The following is a 16,101-nucleotide window of genomic DNA, read 5'->3' as shown; positions in this document are numbered from 1 at the left end:
GGTTTGAATATTTGCCACTCATACTCGCGGGGGTGGCGCTGCCCCTCATCGCCCTGCCGGGCACTTCTCCCCGTATAGTGACGGGGAGAAGGGGCTCTCGTCGCCGATTTCGCCAATCACCAACGTTGCAAGAAAGGCGCCGGCGTTGCGGCCAGCTTCTTTCTCCCGTTTACGGGGAGAAATGCCCGGCAGGGCAATGAGGGGCGGCGCCAACTTTGGCGATTGGCCTATGACTGTCCGAAGCGATTATCCTGGCTGCTTGCCTCAACCGCCCACAGGCGGCATAGATCGTGCCATGACAACCGAAACCTACCGTCCGCGCCGCTCGGTGCTCTACATCCCGGCCTCAAACGACAAGGCGCTGGCCAAGATTGCAACCCTGGCCTGCGATGCCGTCATCATCGATCTCGAAGACGCCGTCGCACCGGCCGACAAGAGTTCCGCCCGCGAAAAACTGGCGGGCATTTTCGCCAAACGCCCAGTTGCCAACCACGATGGCCGCCGCTGCGAGATGATCGTGCGCGTCAACGCGCTCGCCAGCGAGTGGGGCACCGATGACCTGCTGGCCATGGCCAAATGCGAGCCCGATGGCATCCTTTTGCCCAAGGTCGACACGCCGCGCGACATTCTCGAAGTTGGCGACGTGCTGGACGACAATTTCGCCCCCGATGCGGTGAAACTATGGGCGATGATCGAGACGCCCAAGGCCATGCTCAACATCGGCGCCATCGCCGAGCTCGGCCGTGATCTGGCCTCGCGGCTCACTTGTTTCGTTGCCGGAACGAATGACCTGATCAAGGAAACCGGCGTGCTGGTCACGCCTGACCGGCGCTACCTCGTGCCATGGCTGATGCAGATGCTGCTGGCGGCGCGCGCCGGCGGCCTCGACATGCTCGACGGCGTCTCCAACGATTTTCGCGATCTCGACGCCTTTGCACGCGAATGCGCGGAAGCCGCCGCCATGGGGTTCGACGGCAAGACCCTTATCCACCCGGCCCAGATCGAGGCCGCCAACCGCGCCTTTGCGCCGGCGCCCGAAGCGGTGGCCGAGGCGCGTGCGGTGAAAGATGCCTTCGCGCTCGCCGAAAATGCCGGCAAGGGCGTGCTTGCGCTGAACGGAAAAATGGTCGAGCGGCTGCACTTGACGCAGGCCGAAAAGCTGCTGGCGAAGGCGGCGGCCATCGGGGCATAAATGCTCGATGGATGCGAGCGGGTTATGGCTACTCACGACAGGGACTAAAATGAAACTCTACCGCTTTCTGTCCGCTCCGGACGATTCCAGCTTCTGCCACAAAGTGACGGCGGCGATGAACAAGGGCTGGCACCTGTTCGGCTCGCCGACCTATGCCTACGACAAGAAGACCAAGACCATGCGCTGCGGGCAGGCGGTGGTGAAGGATGTCGAGGGTCAGGAATATGGGCCCGACACCAAGCTCAGCGACTGGTAGGCGCGCTCGCCCGTATCCACAGCCATCCGGCCAGCCAGGCGATCGCTGCCGCAAGAATCACCAGGCCCAGGTCAAGAGCCCATTCCGGCACGAATGCACGCAGTGCGATCGGCACCGCGCCCATGAAATAGAGCGCGAGAGGAATGCGCGGCACGCCTCTTGCAACGACAAGCGAGATCACAAACGCCAGCGTCCCAAGCAGAAAAAGAACCGAACTGACGACCAGGGCCAGTCCGAGTGGCCCGGCGCGCAGGTCGATGATGGTTGTCAGCGGAAGTTTCGAAAATACGAGATTGATCACCACTTCCACGCCCACCAAACCTGCCAGTGCAAAGAAGTTGACGGCAAACGCGATCGTGCCGAGCAGGCCCGCGCGCCGGCCAAACGCAAGGAACAGGCCTACGACGAGGCCAAGCGCCAATATCTCGGCGACTGGCGCGAGAAGTTGCGTCAGATCGGTGGTCGCAATGAGCGCGCTGCGTTTGGCCGCATTGACCAGAAGAATGAGCGCGCTTCCCACACCGGCGACGGAGGCAAGCCGATAGAGCGTGACGCTGGGCACAGCCGCGCTCGACTGAACGGTCGCGAGATTCTCCTTGTGCCGAGGCCCTTCGGCTGGACTCTGAAACGAAGTGACCGATTGCGGACGGCGGGGTTCGGCGGTTCTGGCGAGCATGGTCGTCTCCTCATCCGGGAATTCGGGAGCCGCGAAGACCGCAGGCCTGTTCCGATCCATCTGTAATCACTGCTTACATGCTGTTGCCGGATTTGTAAACAGTGATTACATAAATCGCGGATCGTGCTACAAACGCGTGATGCAGTGCTACGGGACGAAGGGAAAGAGATGGCAAAAGCCAGGACGCCTGCCCGCACCAGCTACCACCATGGCAATTTGCGCGACACGCTGATCGATGCCGCGATTCAGCTTGTCGAGGAGGGCGGCCCCGACAATGTGAGCGTGCGCGAAGCCGCAAAGCGGGCCGGCGTTTCCCCCGGCGCACCCTTCCGGCATTTTCAATCGAAAACAGCGCTGCTGACCGCAGTCGCCGAACAGGCCATGAACCGGCTGACAGAGGCCGTTGCCAATGCACTTTCAGAAGTCGACAGCGCAGATCCCATCGTGGCCTTCGAAGCAATCGGGCAAGGCTATCTGCAATGGGCGATTGCCAATCCCACGCATTTCCAGATCATCAGTTCCCGAACGCTGATCGATTTCGACGGGTCGGACAGTCTTCGGGGTCAGAATGAAGCCATTCGCCGGAAGATGATCGACCTGCTGACCCAAGCGCAACAGCAGGGTAAGCTGGCTGCGAACGCGGACTTCGATCATCTGGTTCTTGCCGCTCGTGCCTTTGTCTATGGATTGGCACGAATGGTGGTTGATGGTCATTTTCCGCAGTGGCATCCGTCCGAGCCGCCATCCCTCGCCGTGCAGAAGGCGCTCAGTCTTTTCATCAGCCGGATGACCAACCCATCCAAAGCGTAGTCCCGGGAGGCCGGACCCGGCACATCGGCCGAACAGATGAAAAGAACCCGCCAACCATAGCGAACGGGGCGCGGCTGGAGTCGTCGATCTGAAATGTCGTAAAATCATCATGTCCCGTTCAGGTTGTGGACACTTCCTTTCCGAAGGCGCAGTCTTAGGGTGCCAAACGCAAGCTGAAATTTCGTCCAGCGCTTCACATGCTTGCGTGTGTCGATGCTTGCCTAACCTGCCCGGATACTTCCGGGTGGGCATATGTTTATTTGTCTCGCCTATCCGTGGTCAGGCTACGGCCCAAGGCACGTTGAGCCTGTTTCGGATCAACTGGGAGGTAAACAACATGCCTGATTTTCAACGCAGAGAAATTCTTGTTGGAGGAAGCGCGGCTCTAGTCGCAATTGCTGCTCTCCATACTTCGCGCGCTTACGCTTTTCCAACACAGGCGGGCGAGGAAGTTGTTCCGTGGCTGGATCAGCCGACCGAAAATCCCAATCCGGCAGGTATCAAGACGCAGCTTGTCTGGGAGGATCTGGATAGCTGGATAACGCCAAACGACAAGTTCTTCAGCATCTCGCATTTCGATCGACCAACGATCGACGAGAAGACATGGTCCATTGAGATCGGGGGCCGGGTCAAGAAGCCCCTGAAGTTGACGCTCGCCGACATCAGGGCGCGGCCGCGGCAGGAAGTCGTTTTCACGGTGGAATGCTCGGGCAATCACGGTTTTCCGTTTTTCACCGGCGGCATCGGCAATGCCCGTTGGGCTGGGACGCCGCTCGCCCCGATCCTCGAGGAAGCCGGCGTGCTGGAAAATGGCATCGAGGTCGTCTTTTTCGGCACCGACGAAAGCGAGATCCCGATACGCGACGTCAAGATGAAGCAGAATTTCGCGCGCAGCATGTCGCTCGCCGACGCGATGAACCCCGACAATCTGCTTTGCTATGAAATGAACGGTGCCGCCTTGCCGGCGCCCAATGGTTTCCCGCTGCGGCTCATTGCTCCGGGCTGGTACGGGATCGCCAACGTCAAGTGGCTGAAGCGCATCGAGGTTCGCGACACAAGGTTCATGAGCCTTATGATGGCCCGCGACTATGTCACCATCCGGGAGGAAGAGCACAATGGCGAGACCGTATGGACCGAGACCTCGGTGGGCCGGTCGCTGCTAAAGTCGGCGCCCGCGAAGGTCACCCGGAAAGGCTCGGACTACTCCATCGTCGGGGCAGCCTGGGGGGCACCGATCGATCGGGTCGAAGTGCAAATCGACCAAGCGCCCTGGGCGCCAGCGACCATCGACCACAGTGAGGAGGCCGAACACGCCTGGAAAATCTGGTCCCTGCCCTGGGCAAACCCCTCGCCGGGAGAACACACGGTGACCTCGCGCGCGGTGAGCACCACGGGACAGGTTCAACCAGCAATGGACGACCCCTTGATCGCCAAGAAGCACACATACTGGGAGAGCAATGGTCAGGTGACACGGCGCGTCAAGATCGCTTGAGAAACATTGCTGCGACGCAGGGGCATCGCCAAAGAGAAAATCAGCGCGTCATACGCAATTCAACTGATGCCGGCGGGCTCGGCATGCACATTCGGCACCGCGTTGGCTTCAGGCCTGACTTGGCGCAATCGGCTTCGCCCGATTTTTGAGAAGGCGAAAGATCTGGATCATGTTCAGGCTGATGAAGAACATGTTCCAGGCGACCACATTGAGCATTGGCTCCGGCTGGCTGTAAAAATATGCTGCCAGGCAGCAGGCCGCCACGATCGTCAGCAGACGCAAGCGCAGCATGTCCATGGTGAAGTAAGCGATCACATAGAGAATGTTCGCGATGTTGACCAAGAGTTCCATTGTCATTTCCTTCCGGCGGCGCCTTTGCCGCGGGTCTCCGGCCCGTTGCTTTGTCGGGGCAAAGGCAGGGCAGCGAGCAGCCGCCCTGCCTGGAACAATCGAGACCTGCTCTTACTCTCCGCCGAAGTCGGCTTTGAAGGTTTCAAAATCCACCTGAAGACCGTTCAACACCGTGCTCCAGTGGCGAACATAGGCTGCCTGCACGACCGCTTCGGCGACTTCCTCGTCCGTCGCGCCCGCTTTCTTGGCGAGGCTCGTCTCGAGCCAGATGCAGTACTGGCAGGGGATCTGCGCCGCGACCGCGAGGTTGATCAGCGATTTGACTTTCGGATCGAGCTTGTTGCTCGAGTCCATTGCCAGACCTTTGCTGAAGGCCCATGCGCCGGCGACGGCACTCTTGGGATATGCCTTCACGTAGCCTGGCACGAAGCCGTAGGTCGCCTGAACGTCGCTGTAGGTCTGTTCGGGCGTCGGCATCTGCTGGGCTTCGGCCGGTGCTGCAAAAGCGAGGATGGAAGCAGCGAAAGCTGCAGCGAGGTAGGTCAGTTTCATGATCATTTCCTTTCAAGTTCACCCGTCTTTGAAGCGAGCGAACGGTTTCGAACGAACCCTTATGGTCCGGCCGGGTTGTGAAGTTTCGAAGCTTGGCCTCGATCGAAGTTGCTGCCGGCGGGACCGGATACATCCGTTCCAGGACGGCTTCGGGTCGGCATCGACAGACTCCCCAAATGTTCGTCGGCATTGCTCCATGTCGTTGAGCAGTGAGCCGGGTTCCACTTGGGTGGCTGGTGTCTATGCGGGAGGCGCTTTGGCGAACAGGTCAGGTTTGGAAGGAAACGGTCCGAAACGGACACGTTGGCGCGCAGGCCGATTTCATGCTGCAGATGGGCCTGCGCAATCTTCTATCCGGCGGGAGCCTGGAAAAACGCAGACGGGGGCGGAAGCATGCGGCGGCGGTACGCGGCTGGCGAAAGACCTACAAGTCGCTTGAACAAGCGGCGGAAACTCGACGCCTCGGCGTAACCAACCTCGCCCGCTATGTCGTCCGGCAGCATGTCGGTGGCTTCGAGAAGGTGCTTGGCTTCTTCGATGCGCAGCGTCTGGACATATTCAACGGGTGATTGGCCGGTGGCGGCCCGAAAGCGACGCAGGAAGCTGCGCTCGGTAAGCCCGCTCTGCTCGACCATCGCCGAGACCGGATTCATGCTTGCATAATTGTCGGCTGCCCAGAGTTGCGCGGCCGCGATCAGAGGGTCTTTGTGCTGGCGCGTGACCGTGAGGGATGCGAACGGAAGCTGCCCGTCCGCATGCCACTGCAGAAGGAAGAACTTCGCGATGCGACGCGCCTCCTCCAGGCTGTGGACGCGCGCGATGAGATAGAGCAGCAGGTCGTGCCAGGACGTCGTGCTGCCGGCTGTGATGATGCGGTGACCTTCGCCGGCCGGCACCAGCACGCGCTCCTTTCGCAGTTTGACCTGGGGAAACCGGCTGCGAAAATCGCTCTCCCACGCCCAATGGGTGGTTGCATCTTCTCCATCGAGCAGGCCGGTCAGAGCAAGCAGAGTTGAACCCGTACAGACAGAGCACACAATGGCGCCGTTGGCGTGGGCTCCGCCGATCCAGTCGGCGATGGCGGAATAGGTGTTGGGCACGGGTTCGCCCGGCATGACCGCCAGGTCCGGTATGATCACGATGTCGGGCGACGGATGATCGCCAAATCGGCCGTTGGGGTGGATTGTCGCGCCGTTGAACGTACGGAACGGTTGACCGACCATGGAAAGCACAACCGGCTTGAAGACCGGCGCGGGGCTCTGCCGGTGCAAGAGCTGCCATGCGAGCCCTACCGAGGACATGACTTCGTAGATGCCGTAGACCACCGAGGCTGCCGCCTCCGGCGTTGCGACAATCGCAACCGACAGGGGACCGCTATCGTCGGGCTTGCGTCGCTTCATGTCTGATTTGCACCGTTTCAGGCCAAATGAAGGCTACCATTTCACGAGGTGTGCGAACAGTTCAAGGAGTCCGGTTGTCGAAATGACGCGGATTCGTGGCCCGACGAATGGAGGTCGCCTGGCGTAGGTTCACTGGGAGCCTGACGGAGGAATCCGTCTACTCCGCCGCCTCTTCGATCTTCTCCATGTCATCATCTGAGAGACCAAAGTGGTGGCCGATCTCATGGATGAGCACATGGGTGACGATGTCGCCCAGCGTCTCCTCGTTCTCGGACCAGTAGTCGAGGATGGCGCGGCGGTAGAGCGTGATGCGGTTCGGCCCCTCGCCAGTCTGCGGATTCCAGCGCTCGGCGATGCCGCGTCCCTCGAACAGGCCGAGCAGGTCGAAGGGCGTTTCCAGCGACAGGTCGTCCATGATCTCGTCGGTCGGGAATTCGGCGATCTGGATGACGATCTCGCCGGTCAGCTTGCGAAAATCCTCCGGCAGATGCGCGTACGCCTCCAGCGCCAGGAACTCCATTTCCTCCATCGAGGGCGAGAGTTCGTCGTGCCAGGTGCGGGTCTTGTAGATGCGGGCCATGCTTTGTCCTTTGATCCCGGCATATAGGCTTTCCCTCAGGAATCGGCAAATGACGAAGCAATCTGGAGATGCAGGTTGATTTCCTGTTTCAGGTTCTTTGCCGATTCCGGGGAATCGCGTACGGGTCAGTTCCGGCCATGTAACAGGAGCTCTCATGCCGGACCTTTCCACCATTGGACTTTTCGCGATTGCTTGCCTCGCTTTGACCGCGACGCCGGGGCCGGACATGCTGCTGATCGCATCCCGCAGCGCCAGCCAGGGACGCGCGGCGGGCCTGGCGACCTATGCCGGCATCGCCGCCGGCACCTATTGCCATGCGCTTGCCGCCGCCTTCGGCCTGTCGCAATTGTTCCTTGCCGCTCCCATCGCTTACGACATCGTCCGTTATGCTGGCGCGGCCTACCTCGCCTATCTCGCCTGGAAAGCGTTCAGCTCCGATGGAGCAGTCCTTGCGCCGGTCGCCGGCCTGCCGCGCTATTCGCAAACCCGCATATTCCTGCAGGGGTTGTTGACCAACCTGCTCAACCCGAAGATGGCGCTGTTCGTGCTGGCGCTTTTCCCGCAGTTCGTGCAGCCGCAGGCCGGTTCCGTCGCGGCGCAGATACTGGTGCTGGCGACCGTGCTCAATCTGATCGGGCTGATGGTCAATGGCCTGGTCATCCTGACCGCAAGCCGCATCGGTGCGGCACTGTCGAGGCGCACGCGGTTTCAGCGGGCGCCTCAGATCCTGCTGGGAACCGTCTTTGCCGGGCTTGCGGCTCGGCTGGCCTTTGGTGGCCAACGCTAACCGGGTCGGATGGCTTGCGTTGACGGACCGCATACCTTGACGAATAGCGAAAGCGCCTATCACTTCGTCATCCTGGGGCGGAGCAAGGAGCGCAGCGACGCAGCGCAGACCCCAGGATCCATGCCACGACTTCAGAGCGCTTCTGCGGTGCAGAATTCTGCTCCGCTGCGTGAACACCCCCCCGCCGCTCAAGAGCATGGCTCCTCCGATAGGTGTGCCAGCGCAACAGAAGAAGCGCCGCCCATCGAAGGGCAGCCAAGCCAAGATCTAAAATCGCACGATTTTCACTGGCTTGCCGATGCTGCGCGCATAATTGATCGTATGTCGCGTGCCGGTCGATTGACCGTCCCAAAAGGCGATCAGTTCGTCACAGGCTTCCGCAATCAACCGATTCCGATGGTGGTACGGACGGCGATGATGCGCGTGATCGGGCAGGAAGATTTGCGTCTCGACTTCGTGCTGCCGCGCCCATGCTTCCGCCAATGAGTCCGCGCCCTCGGCGCCGCCGCTAATAACCAGCGAGGGCGCAAGTTCCTGAAGGATTTCGGCCATCAACCGGCTATCGGAAAAGCTCCGGCTTCCGACGACAGCGAGTTTCAGACCGCTTACGATTTTCTCTGATGAAATCAGATGCCATACTCCAATCGAGGCATGATTTAGGAACCGGGATGACGACTCGCGAAGACCTTGAGCAGCGCTGGATTGCCGACATCGAAGAAGCGTCTAGACAATCTTTCGGCGATCGATTCGAAATGGGTTGCTACCAGCTCTCTATAGCCCTCCACTTGAGTCTACGTCGATTTTTCGGGCGCTTCGTCCGAGTGAGCCACAAAGGTCAACGGCATCTGAACGAACAATGATGCCCGCGCGTGTTTTGTGATGTCAACGGTACAGCTAGGAATAAATTCCACATGACTCTGCTTGACTCTTCCGGCCGCCTCTGGAATCTATAGGAACATAACAGGAACAATTGTGAGTGGAAGCTGACCGTCATGGCGATGACCGCCGTGGCGCGGGAGACTGTTTTTGCCCTGCGCCGCCAGATCGCGAAGATCGAGGGAACGCTGCCGGAGCGCCTGGAGGCGCCGGCCGGCTCGTCGCTTGACGCCGCTGATGTCACCGCCAACACCGATGTCACGATTGTCCGTCGCGGCATTGCCGCAGCAACGCAGGATGCATTTCTGCGCACCGGCGCCGAGCGCCTCGACGCCGCCTTGAGCGGTGGCTTGCCGAAAGCAGCACTCAGCGAGATCCATGGCACCGAGACCCGCGATGCCGGGGCCGTCGCCGGCTTTGCCTTGTCGCTTGTCAGCTTGATCCTCAAGCAGGGGCCGCGACTGCCGGTCCTTTGGATCGGCACCACGGAAATCTTCCGCGAGGCCGGCTTTCCCTATGCCGGGGGGCTTCATGCCTGCTTCGGCATCGAGCCGGAGCAATTGCTGTTTTCCGAGGTGCCAAGACTTGTCGACGCGTTGTGGGTTGCCGAGGAGGCCGCCCGGATGACGGCGCTGGCCGCCGTCATCCTTGAAATCCGTGGCAGTCCGCAGCGGCTCGATCTCACCGCGACAAGGCGGCTGCATGCCCGGGCGCAGAGCGCCGGTCGGCCGGTGTTCCTGCTGCGGCAGGCCGCCGAGGCCGAACCGACGGCCGCACCCGTGCGCCTCATCCTGTCGTCGGCGCCGGCAGCACCGCGCAGCACGATCGCCGGGCCGCTGGCCGGCTCGATCGGCCGTCCCGCCTTCACCGTCAGCATCGGCAAGAGCCGAACGGCCTTGCCCGGCCAATTCACACTGGAGTGGAACCCCGATGAACACGCTTTTGAGGAAAGACGGACAGAGGATTCTGTCGCTGTGGTTCCCGCATCTGGCCGCCGAAAGGATATTGCGGCAGCGACTGGGGCGGTCCTGGCGTTCCCGACCGTCGGATCACCTGCCCCTGGTGATCAGCCATCGCGACCGCAACGCCCAGCGCATCTCAGCTCTCGACGAGCGGGCTGAGGCGCTGCATCTGAAGCGCGGCATGGGCATAGCGGATGCGCGCGCCATGCATCCATCGATCGACATCGTCGAAGCCGATCCGGAAGCCGACCGCCGCCTGCTCGAAGGCCTCGCCGACTGGTGCGACCGCTATACCCCGCTGGTGGCGCTGGACAGCACCGACGGCCTGTTTCTCGACGTCACCGGCTGCACCCATCTCTTCGGCGGCGAACGCGCGATGCTGGACGACATCCTGTCGCGCTTTTTCCATCAGGGTTTTGATGTTCGCGCCGGCCTTGCCGCCACACCGGGCGCTGCCTGGGCGGCGGCGCGGTTCTCCGGCGACCTTATCGTCGCCTCGGGCGAGGAAGACGCGCTGCTCGCGCCCTTGCCGCTGTCAGCGCTGCGCATCGACCCGGAAATCCGCACCAGCCTGGAAAGCGTTGGCCTGCGCACGGCCGGCGCCGTCATGGCCGCACCGCGCGCGCCGCTTGCCCGCCGCTTCGGCGCGTCGCTGCTTTTGCGCCTCGACCAGGCGCTTGGCCGCCTCGATGAGGCCGTGTCGCCGCGCCTGCCGGTGGCGCCGCTTTCGGTCGAACGCCATCTTTGCGAGCCCGTCATGCTGACCGACGAAATCGAGCGGCTGGTGCGGCTGCTGGCAATGACGCTGAAGACCGACCTCGAGCGCCGTGGCGAGGGCGCCAGGACGCTGGCGCTGCTGCTGTTTCGCGTCGACGGCGCCGTCAGCCGCATCGCCGTCGGCACCTCGCGTCCCCTGCGCGAACCGCTGCTGATCCAGAGGCTTTTTCACGAAAGGCTGGCCGCGCTCGAACAGGATATCGATGCCGGCTATGGCTTCGATCTCGTGCGCCTTTCGGTGCTCTCGGCCGCCGCCTTCGACATGCAGCAGGCCGACCTCACCGGCGAGACCGAAGACGACGGCGCCGATATCGCGCTGTTCGCCGACCGCATCCGCGCCCGGCTCGGCAACAGTGCGGTTCTGAGACCGGTCGCCGTCGAGAGCCATCTGCCGGAGCGCGCCGTCGCCACGCTGCCCTTCACCGAGGCGCCGCAAAGGACCACGCCGCCGAAAAAGCCGGAGCGGATGAAAGCACCGACGACAATCTTCCGGCCGGAGCGGCCGATCCGGCTTTTCCGCTCGCCCGAGCCGATCGAGGTGCCGGCCACCGAAATGCCCGAGGGGCCGCCGATGAACTTTCGTTGGCGCCGCGCACTCTATCGTGTCGCCCGCGCCGAAGGTCCGGAACGCATTGCCTCGGAATGGTGGCGCGTGCAGCAGGGCCAGGAAGACGCACCGACCCGGGACTATTTCCGCATCGAGGACAGCGACGGCCGCCGTTACTGGCTCTACCGCCAGGGCCTCTATGGCGCCGGACAACCTTCGCCACGCTGGTACATGCATGGTGTCTTCGCATGAACGCGCTGACCATCGTTCCCTATGCCGAGTTCGGCATCCAGTCGAATTTCTCGTTTCTGCGCGGCGCCTCCAAGCCCGAGGAACTGGTGGTCGCGGCAAAGCTTCTCGGATTTTCGGCGATCGGCCTTGCCGACCGCAACACGGTGGCCGGCGTCGTCCGCGCCTGGCAGCAGGCCAAGGTCGAGCATCTTTCCTATCATCCTGGTTGCCGGCTGGTTTTTGGCGACGGCACGCCTGACGTTCTCGCCTATCCGCAGGACCGCAAGGGCTGGGGGCATCTCTGCCGCATGCTCACCCAGGCCAATCTGCGCGACGAGAACGAGAAGGGGGCGACCCTTCTCACGCGCGATGACCTTCTCGAATGGGGCGACCTCATGTCGCTGGCGATCCTGCCCGATTTGACGGCAGGCGTGGATGACGGGTTGGCCCTGCTGCGCCAACTCAAGGGCCGCTTCGGCAACAATTTGCGGCTTGGTGTGGCGCCGGATTATCGCGGCAACGACCGCTTCAGGATCGAGCAGGCTGCAGGCCTGTCGGAAGTGACCGGCATGGCGCTTATGGCGACCAACGACGTTCTTTATCACACGGCAGAACGGCGCTCGCTGCAGGACGTGTTGACGGCTATCCGCCTCAACGTTCCCGTCGCCGAGGCCGGGATGGAGCTGACGGTCAATGCCGAGCGCCATCTAAAACCGCCGCTGGAGATGGCCCGCCTTTTCCGTCGCCATCCGCAGGCGTTGATGGAGACGCAACGCTTTGCCGGCGAACTGACCTTCTCCCTCAGCGACCTCCAGTACAACTATCCCGACGAGCCAACGGAATCGGGACTCGGGCCGCAGGCCGAGCTCGAACGATTGGCCAGGGAGGGGGCCGCCACGCGCTATCCGGCGGGTGTCCCTGCTTCCGTAATCCAGCGCATCCAGGAAGAGCTCGCCTTGATCGAGCGCCTGAACTACGCGCGCTACTTCCTGACGGTCTACGACATCGTCAAATATGCCCGCAGCCAGGACGTCCTCTGCCAGGGGCGCGGCTCCGCCGCCAATTCGATCGTCTGTTTCTGCATCGGCATCACCGAAGTCGGACCCGACCGGATCGACACGCTGTTCGAACGCTTCATCTCCGAGGAAAGAAACGAGCCGCCCGACATCGACGTCGACTTCGAGCATGAAAAGCGCGAGATTGTCATGCAGTACATCTACAACAAATACAGCGCCAAGCGCACCGCGCTGGCCGCCGCCGTCGTCAGCTATCGCGGCCGCTCCGCACTGCGCGAAGTCGCCAAGGCGATGGGTCTGTCCGACGATGTCCGAGGGGCGCTGTCCAGCTCGATCTGGGGCTGGTCGACCTCCGAGCTTGGCGAGAAGGAAGCAAAGGCCGGCGGTATCGACCGGGCCGACCCGTCGACGCGGCATGTGCTCGCCCACGCCAACGAGATCATGGGTTTTCCCCGCCATCTCTCGCAGCATGTCGGTGGCTTCGTCATCACCAGGGACCGGCTCGACGAGATCGTTCCCATCGTCAAGACGGCGATGGACGAGCGCAAGATGGTCGAGTGGGACAAGGACGATCTCGACGCGGTGAAGATCCTCAAGGTGGATATTCTGGCGCTCGGCATGCTGACCTGCCTCAAGCGCGCCTTCACGCTCCTGCAGGACCATTATCCCGATGCGCGGGATGAATATGGCCGGCCCTATGTGCTGGCCACCCTGCCGCCGGAGGATGACCGCGTCTACGACATGATCTGCCGCGCCGACACGCTCGGCGTCTTCCAGATCGAATCGCGGGCCCAGATGTCGATGCTGCCGAGGCTCAGGCCGCGCACATTCTATGACCTTGTCATCGAGGTGGCTATCGTGCGGCCCGGCCCGATCCAGGGCGACATGGTGCATCCCTATCTGCGCCGCCGGCAAGAAAAGGAGAAAGCCGAATACCCCAAGCCGGAGCTGGAAAAGATTCTCGGCAAGACGCTGGGCGTGCCGCTGTTCCAGGAACAGGCGATGAAGATCGCCATCGTCGCCGGCGGCTTCAGGCCGGGCGAGGCCGATGAATTGCGCCGCGCCATGGCCACCTTCAAGCGCACGGGCACCATCGGCAATTACCGCCAGCGCATGGTCGATGGCATGATGAAAAGAGGATACGAGATGGGCTTCGCCGAGCGCTGTTTCAAGCAGATCGAGGGGTTTGGCGAATACGGCTTTCCAGAAAGCCATGCCGCGTCCTTCGCGCTGCTGGTCTATGCCTCCTGCTGGTTCAAGACCTTCTATCCCGACGTGTTCTGCGTCGCGATCCTGAATTCCCAGCCGATGGGCTTTTATCAGCCGGCCCAGCTTGTCCGCGACGCGCGCGACCATGGCGTCGACATCCGCGAGGTCGACGTCAATTTCTCCGTCTGGGACTGCACCTTGGAAAAAGCACCTTTCGACCTGGCCCGCATCCTCCCACGCCATGCCGAAATGCGCGGCGTCATCCTGACCAACCATGCCGTGCGGCTTGGTTTCCGCCAGATCAAGGGCCTGTCGAAAGAACGCATGGACGCTTTCGTTGAGCGACGCGGTTCCGGTTACGCAACCGTCAGGGATGTCTGGCTGCGCTCCGGCCTCGACGTCGACGAAATCGAAAGGTTGGCGCAGGCCGACGCTTTCCGCTCGCTCGGCCTCGACCGCCGCGAGGCCCTGTGGGCAGTCCGCGCGCTCGACGGCAAGAGTGCCACCGAAAAGCTGCCGCTATTCGACCAGCCGGCGATCCGCCTGCGCGAACTGGAGCCCGAGACGAAGCTCCCGACAATGCCGCTCGGCGAGCATGTCATCCATGACTACCGTTCGCTCGGCCTGTCGCTGAAGGCGCATCCGGTTGCCTTTCTGCGTGAGCGGCTGGATCGCTCCGGCGTCACGCCCAATGCCCGGCTGGGGTCGGTGCGCGATGGCAGGCGGGTTTCGGTCGCCGGCCTCGTGCTGGTGCGCCAGCGGCCCGGCAAGGGCAATGCCATTTTCCTGACGCTGGAGGACGACAAGGGCGTCGCCAACGTCATTTTCTGGCAAAGAACCTTCGACCGTTTTCGGCCCATTGTCATGGGCGCGCGGTTCGTCCGCGTCACCGGAAAATTGCAGTCGGAATCGGATGTCATCCACATCGTCGCCGAAAAGATCGAGGATCTGACGCCCTGGTTGACCGTGCTGCTGGAGAAGGTCGGCGCAGACACGCCGCCGTTCGCCGATCAAAGCCCAACGGCTATACGGAGCGCACCGATCAGACAGGATATCGCGACGTTATCGGGAGAGGCGGAAAAGGTCATGCCCAAGGGACGCAATTTTCAATAGAGCATCGCCCCCTTCTCCCAATGCCATTAGTCGGCAGAAGACACCCGCTGTTCAAGCAGGCCCGCTCAAACGCGGCGGCGACAGCACGTCCTCAGCCGAAATCGTCCGTGCCTCCGAGGGCAGCATGATCGGGATGCCGTCGCGCACCGGATAGGCAAGCTTTGCTACCCTGGAGATGAGCTCGCCGCGTTCCGGATCCCAGGCCAGCGGCCCCTTGGTCAGCGGGCATGCCAGGAGTTCCAGCAGCTTGGGATCGACATTGGTCTTCTTTCCGTCACGCCCATCCGCCGCCATCGTTCCTCTCCCGGCCACTCACCAGCCCAAGATGCGTCGAGATTCAGGTCAGGCCGAGCCGGAGTCAAGGACGGGCGCTGAGCGACCAAAATGGCTGATACCGAGAACCGGAGCGGAGCGTACTTGAAGTACGTGAGCACCGGAAGCGCAGGTATCGGTCGTTCGCAGGCCGATCACCTGAATATCCACGCATCTTACCTACTGCAGGCTCGAGCCAAAGTCCTCATTCTCACGCGCCAGCGCCATTTCGGTGATGGCGATCAGCGTCTCTGCCCGCGTCCTCAGATCCGCCGCTTCGAGCAGCGCCTGTTTCTCGGCCGGCCCATAGGGCGCCATCATCGACAGAGCATTGACCAGCATGGCATTTTCGGCGCGGCTGACGCTTTCCCAGTCGGCTTCCAGATCATTGGCCTGCAGATAGGCACGAAACGCCTTGAGCAGGGAAGGTCGGTCGACCTCGCTCCCCGCCGGGTCTTCTTCGAGATCGGTGAGAAAAGGCGCCAGCTTGCATTGGCGAAACGGCGTCTTTGCCGGAAGTTCGTGCGCGACCCGGAACCGGCACACGCCCTGCAGCGAAATCAGATAACGGCCATCGCCGCTCTCGGCCAGCGAGATGATGCGCCCGGCGCAACCGACATTGCACAGCTCCGGCTCGCCGTCGGCGCGCAAGGCGCCATCGAGGCGCGGCTGAATGATGCCGATCAGCCGCGATCCGGCAATGGCCTCATCCACCATCTGCAGATAGCGCGGCTCGAAGATGTTGAGCGGCATGCGACCTCCAGGCAGCAGCAGCGCCCCTTCGAGCGGAAAGATCGCGATGGTTGACGGCAAATCCTTGCCGAGCCGGTAGTGCGCGTTTCCGACCTGCACCTCAATCCTCCGATCGCTTCGCCAGGAAGCCCCGTCAAACCGGAATTTCGCCGATCGCAATCCAACTGGCGCAAGCCATGCCACTGGGAAAAGGATCGGTCCGGCCCGGC

The 16,101-nt window shown here is 62.2% G+C and carries 16 protein-coding genes; 8 read left to right on the top strand and 8 right to left on the bottom strand.

All coding sequences use genetic code 11. The features are described from left to right. Positions 1-295 precede the first annotated feature (295 nt). Together LHFGNBLO_RS08945 and LHFGNBLO_RS08940 are read left to right on the top strand one after the other, a co-directional pair. Complete coding sequence (locus LHFGNBLO_RS08945; RefSeq protein WP_258605976.1) at positions 296-1,192, top strand: HpcH/HpaI aldolase/citrate lyase family protein; 897 nt, start codon at positions 296-298, stop codon at positions 1,190-1,192. Positions 1,193-1,241: 49 nt separating this feature from the next. Continuing rightward, positions 1,242-1,448: a DUF1737 domain-containing protein gene (locus LHFGNBLO_RS08940; RefSeq protein ID WP_258605974.1), complete on the top strand. Its 207-nt coding sequence runs from the start codon at positions 1,242-1,244 to the stop codon at positions 1,446-1,448. Here LHFGNBLO_RS08940 and LHFGNBLO_RS08935 read toward each other — a convergent pair. After that, positions 1,435-2,124, bottom strand: coding sequence for a hypothetical protein (locus LHFGNBLO_RS08935; RefSeq protein WP_258605972.1), 690 nt, complete (start codon positions 2,122-2,124; stop codon positions 1,435-1,437). The two genes, LHFGNBLO_RS08940 and LHFGNBLO_RS08935, sit on opposite strands and share 14 nt — an antisense overlap. Positions 2,125-2,340: 216 nt before the next feature. Here LHFGNBLO_RS08935 and LHFGNBLO_RS08930 point away from each other — a divergent pair, with 216 nt between their 5' ends. After that, positions 2,341-2,934, top strand: a complete 594-nt coding sequence (locus LHFGNBLO_RS08930; protein ID WP_258605970.1) for a TetR/AcrR family transcriptional regulator — start codon at positions 2,341-2,343, stop codon at positions 2,932-2,934. A 337-nt stretch (positions 2,935-3,271) separates the two neighbouring features. Then, entirely contained in the window at positions 3,272-4,426 is a 1,155-nt protein-coding gene (locus LHFGNBLO_RS08925; protein ID WP_258609659.1) for a sulfite oxidase, read from the top strand. A gap of 108 nt (positions 4,427-4,534) precedes the next feature. Here LHFGNBLO_RS08925 and LHFGNBLO_RS08920 read toward each other — a convergent pair whose 3' ends face one another. From LHFGNBLO_RS08920 to LHFGNBLO_RS08905, 4 genes are all read right to left on the bottom strand, one after another. Then, on the bottom strand, positions 4,535-4,777 hold the full coding sequence (locus tag LHFGNBLO_RS08920; protein WP_258605969.1) for a YgjV family protein: 243 nt from the start codon (positions 4,775-4,777) through the stop codon (positions 4,535-4,537). 111 nt (positions 4,778-4,888) lie between these two features. Next, positions 4,889-5,335 (bottom strand): carboxymuconolactone decarboxylase family protein, encoded by a 447-nt coding sequence (locus tag LHFGNBLO_RS08915; protein WP_258605967.1) that lies wholly within the window; start codon positions 5,333-5,335, stop codon positions 4,889-4,891. Positions 5,336-5,679: 344 nt separating this feature from the next. Beyond that, positions 5,680-6,729 (bottom strand): GlxA family transcriptional regulator, encoded by a 1,050-nt coding sequence (locus LHFGNBLO_RS08910; RefSeq protein ID WP_258605965.1) that lies wholly within the window; start codon positions 6,727-6,729, stop codon positions 5,680-5,682. Positions 6,730-6,886: 157 nt separating this feature from the next. After that, the gene (locus LHFGNBLO_RS08905; protein WP_111544069.1) at positions 6,887-7,309 is read right to left on the bottom strand and encodes a metallopeptidase family protein; all 423 of its coding nucleotides are present in this window, start codon (positions 7,307-7,309) and stop codon (positions 6,887-6,889) included. Positions 7,310-7,463: 154 nt separating this feature from the next. Between LHFGNBLO_RS08905 and LHFGNBLO_RS08900 the strand changes: the two genes are divergently transcribed. Next, positions 7,464-8,096 (top strand): LysE family translocator, encoded by a 633-nt coding sequence (locus tag LHFGNBLO_RS08900; protein WP_258605963.1) that lies wholly within the window; start codon positions 7,464-7,466, stop codon positions 8,094-8,096. 267 nt (positions 8,097-8,363) lie between these two features. Here the strand turns inward: LHFGNBLO_RS08900 and LHFGNBLO_RS08895 are convergent, their stop codons facing one another. Beyond that, on the bottom strand, positions 8,364-8,696 hold the full coding sequence (locus LHFGNBLO_RS08895) for a DUF2493 domain-containing protein (protein WP_258609657.1): 333 nt from the start codon (positions 8,694-8,696) through the stop codon (positions 8,364-8,366). 392 nt (positions 8,697-9,088) lie between these two features. Here LHFGNBLO_RS08895 and LHFGNBLO_RS08890 point away from each other — a divergent pair, with 392 nt between their 5' ends. Genes LHFGNBLO_RS08890 through LHFGNBLO_RS08880 form a run of 3 tightly spaced genes read left to right on the top strand, consistent with a single transcriptional unit; the run spans position 9,089 to position 14,827 of the window. Then, the gene (locus LHFGNBLO_RS08890) at positions 9,089-10,093 is read left to right on the top strand and encodes an ImuA family protein (protein ID WP_258605961.1); all 1,005 of its coding nucleotides are present in this window, start codon (positions 9,089-9,091) and stop codon (positions 10,091-10,093) included. Continuing rightward, positions 10,035-11,510, top strand: coding sequence for a DNA polymerase Y family protein (locus tag LHFGNBLO_RS08885; RefSeq protein ID WP_258605960.1), 1,476 nt, complete (start codon positions 10,035-10,037; stop codon positions 11,508-11,510). The genes LHFGNBLO_RS08890 and LHFGNBLO_RS08885 overlap by 59 nt, the downstream gene beginning before the upstream one ends. Continuing rightward, complete coding sequence (locus LHFGNBLO_RS08880) at positions 11,507-14,827, top strand: error-prone DNA polymerase (RefSeq protein WP_258605959.1); 3,321 nt, start codon at positions 11,507-11,509, stop codon at positions 14,825-14,827. Before LHFGNBLO_RS08885 ends, LHFGNBLO_RS08880 begins: the two co-directional genes overlap by 4 nt. 51 nt (positions 14,828-14,878) lie before the next feature. On the opposite strand, the gene LHFGNBLO_RS08875 is transcribed toward LHFGNBLO_RS08880, so the two are convergent. Both LHFGNBLO_RS08875 and LHFGNBLO_RS08870 read right to left on the bottom strand, forming a co-directional pair. Continuing rightward, positions 14,879-15,121, bottom strand: coding sequence for a Trm112 family protein (locus LHFGNBLO_RS08875; RefSeq protein WP_258605957.1), 243 nt, complete (start codon positions 15,119-15,121; stop codon positions 14,879-14,881). A 198-nt stretch (positions 15,122-15,319) separates the two neighbouring features. Beyond that, positions 15,320-15,991 carry an LON peptidase substrate-binding domain-containing protein gene (locus LHFGNBLO_RS08870; RefSeq protein ID WP_258605955.1) on the bottom strand — a complete coding sequence of 224 codons (672 nt, stop codon included), beginning with the start codon at positions 15,989-15,991 and terminating at the stop codon, positions 15,320-15,322. Between the last annotated feature and the right edge of the window lie 110 nt (positions 15,992-16,101).

Source organism: Mesorhizobium sp. AR10, assembly GCF_024746795.1.
Lineage (GTDB): Bacteria > Pseudomonadota > Alphaproteobacteria > Rhizobiales > Rhizobiaceae > Mesorhizobium.
The sequence above is the reverse complement of the archived record's forward strand: the minus strand, read 5'-3'. Positions and strand labels throughout refer to the sequence as shown.

Excerpts from the sequence above, each read along its gene's own strand:
- LHFGNBLO_RS08945 (WP_258605976.1), top strand. The coding sequence starts at position 296 with ATGACAACCGAAACCTACCGTCCGCGCCGCTCGGTGCTCTACATCCCG.
- LHFGNBLO_RS08905 (WP_111544069.1), bottom strand. The coding sequence starts at position 7,309 with ATGGCCCGCATCTACAAGACCCGCACCTGGCACGACGAACTCTCGCCC.
- LHFGNBLO_RS08915 (WP_258605967.1), bottom strand. The coding sequence starts at position 5,335 with ATGATCATGAAACTGACCTACCTCGCTGCAGCTTTCGCTGCTTCCATC.
- LHFGNBLO_RS08925 (WP_258609659.1), top strand. The coding sequence starts at position 3,272 with ATGCCTGATTTTCAACGCAGAGAAATTCTTGTTGGAGGAAGCGCGGCT.
- LHFGNBLO_RS08935 (WP_258605972.1), bottom strand. The coding sequence starts at position 2,124 with ATGCTCGCCAGAACCGCCGAACCCCGCCGTCCGCAATCGGTCACTTCG.
- LHFGNBLO_RS08890 (WP_258605961.1), top strand. The coding sequence starts at position 9,089 with ATGGCGATGACCGCCGTGGCGCGGGAGACTGTTTTTGCCCTGCGCCGC.
- LHFGNBLO_RS08910 (WP_258605965.1), bottom strand. The coding sequence starts at position 6,729 with ATGAAGCGACGCAAGCCCGACGATAGCGGTCCCCTGTCGGTTGCGATT.
- LHFGNBLO_RS08875 (WP_258605957.1), bottom strand. The coding sequence starts at position 15,121 with ATGGCGGCGGATGGGCGTGACGGAAAGAAGACCAATGTCGATCCCAAG.
- LHFGNBLO_RS08920 (WP_258605969.1), bottom strand. The coding sequence starts at position 4,777 with ATGGAACTCTTGGTCAACATCGCGAACATTCTCTATGTGATCGCTTAC.
- LHFGNBLO_RS08880 (WP_258605959.1), top strand. The coding sequence starts at position 11,507 with ATGAACGCGCTGACCATCGTTCCCTATGCCGAGTTCGGCATCCAGTCG.
- LHFGNBLO_RS08940 (WP_258605974.1), top strand. The coding sequence starts at position 1,242 with ATGAAACTCTACCGCTTTCTGTCCGCTCCGGACGATTCCAGCTTCTGC.
- LHFGNBLO_RS08900 (WP_258605963.1), top strand. The coding sequence starts at position 7,464 with ATGCCGGACCTTTCCACCATTGGACTTTTCGCGATTGCTTGCCTCGCT.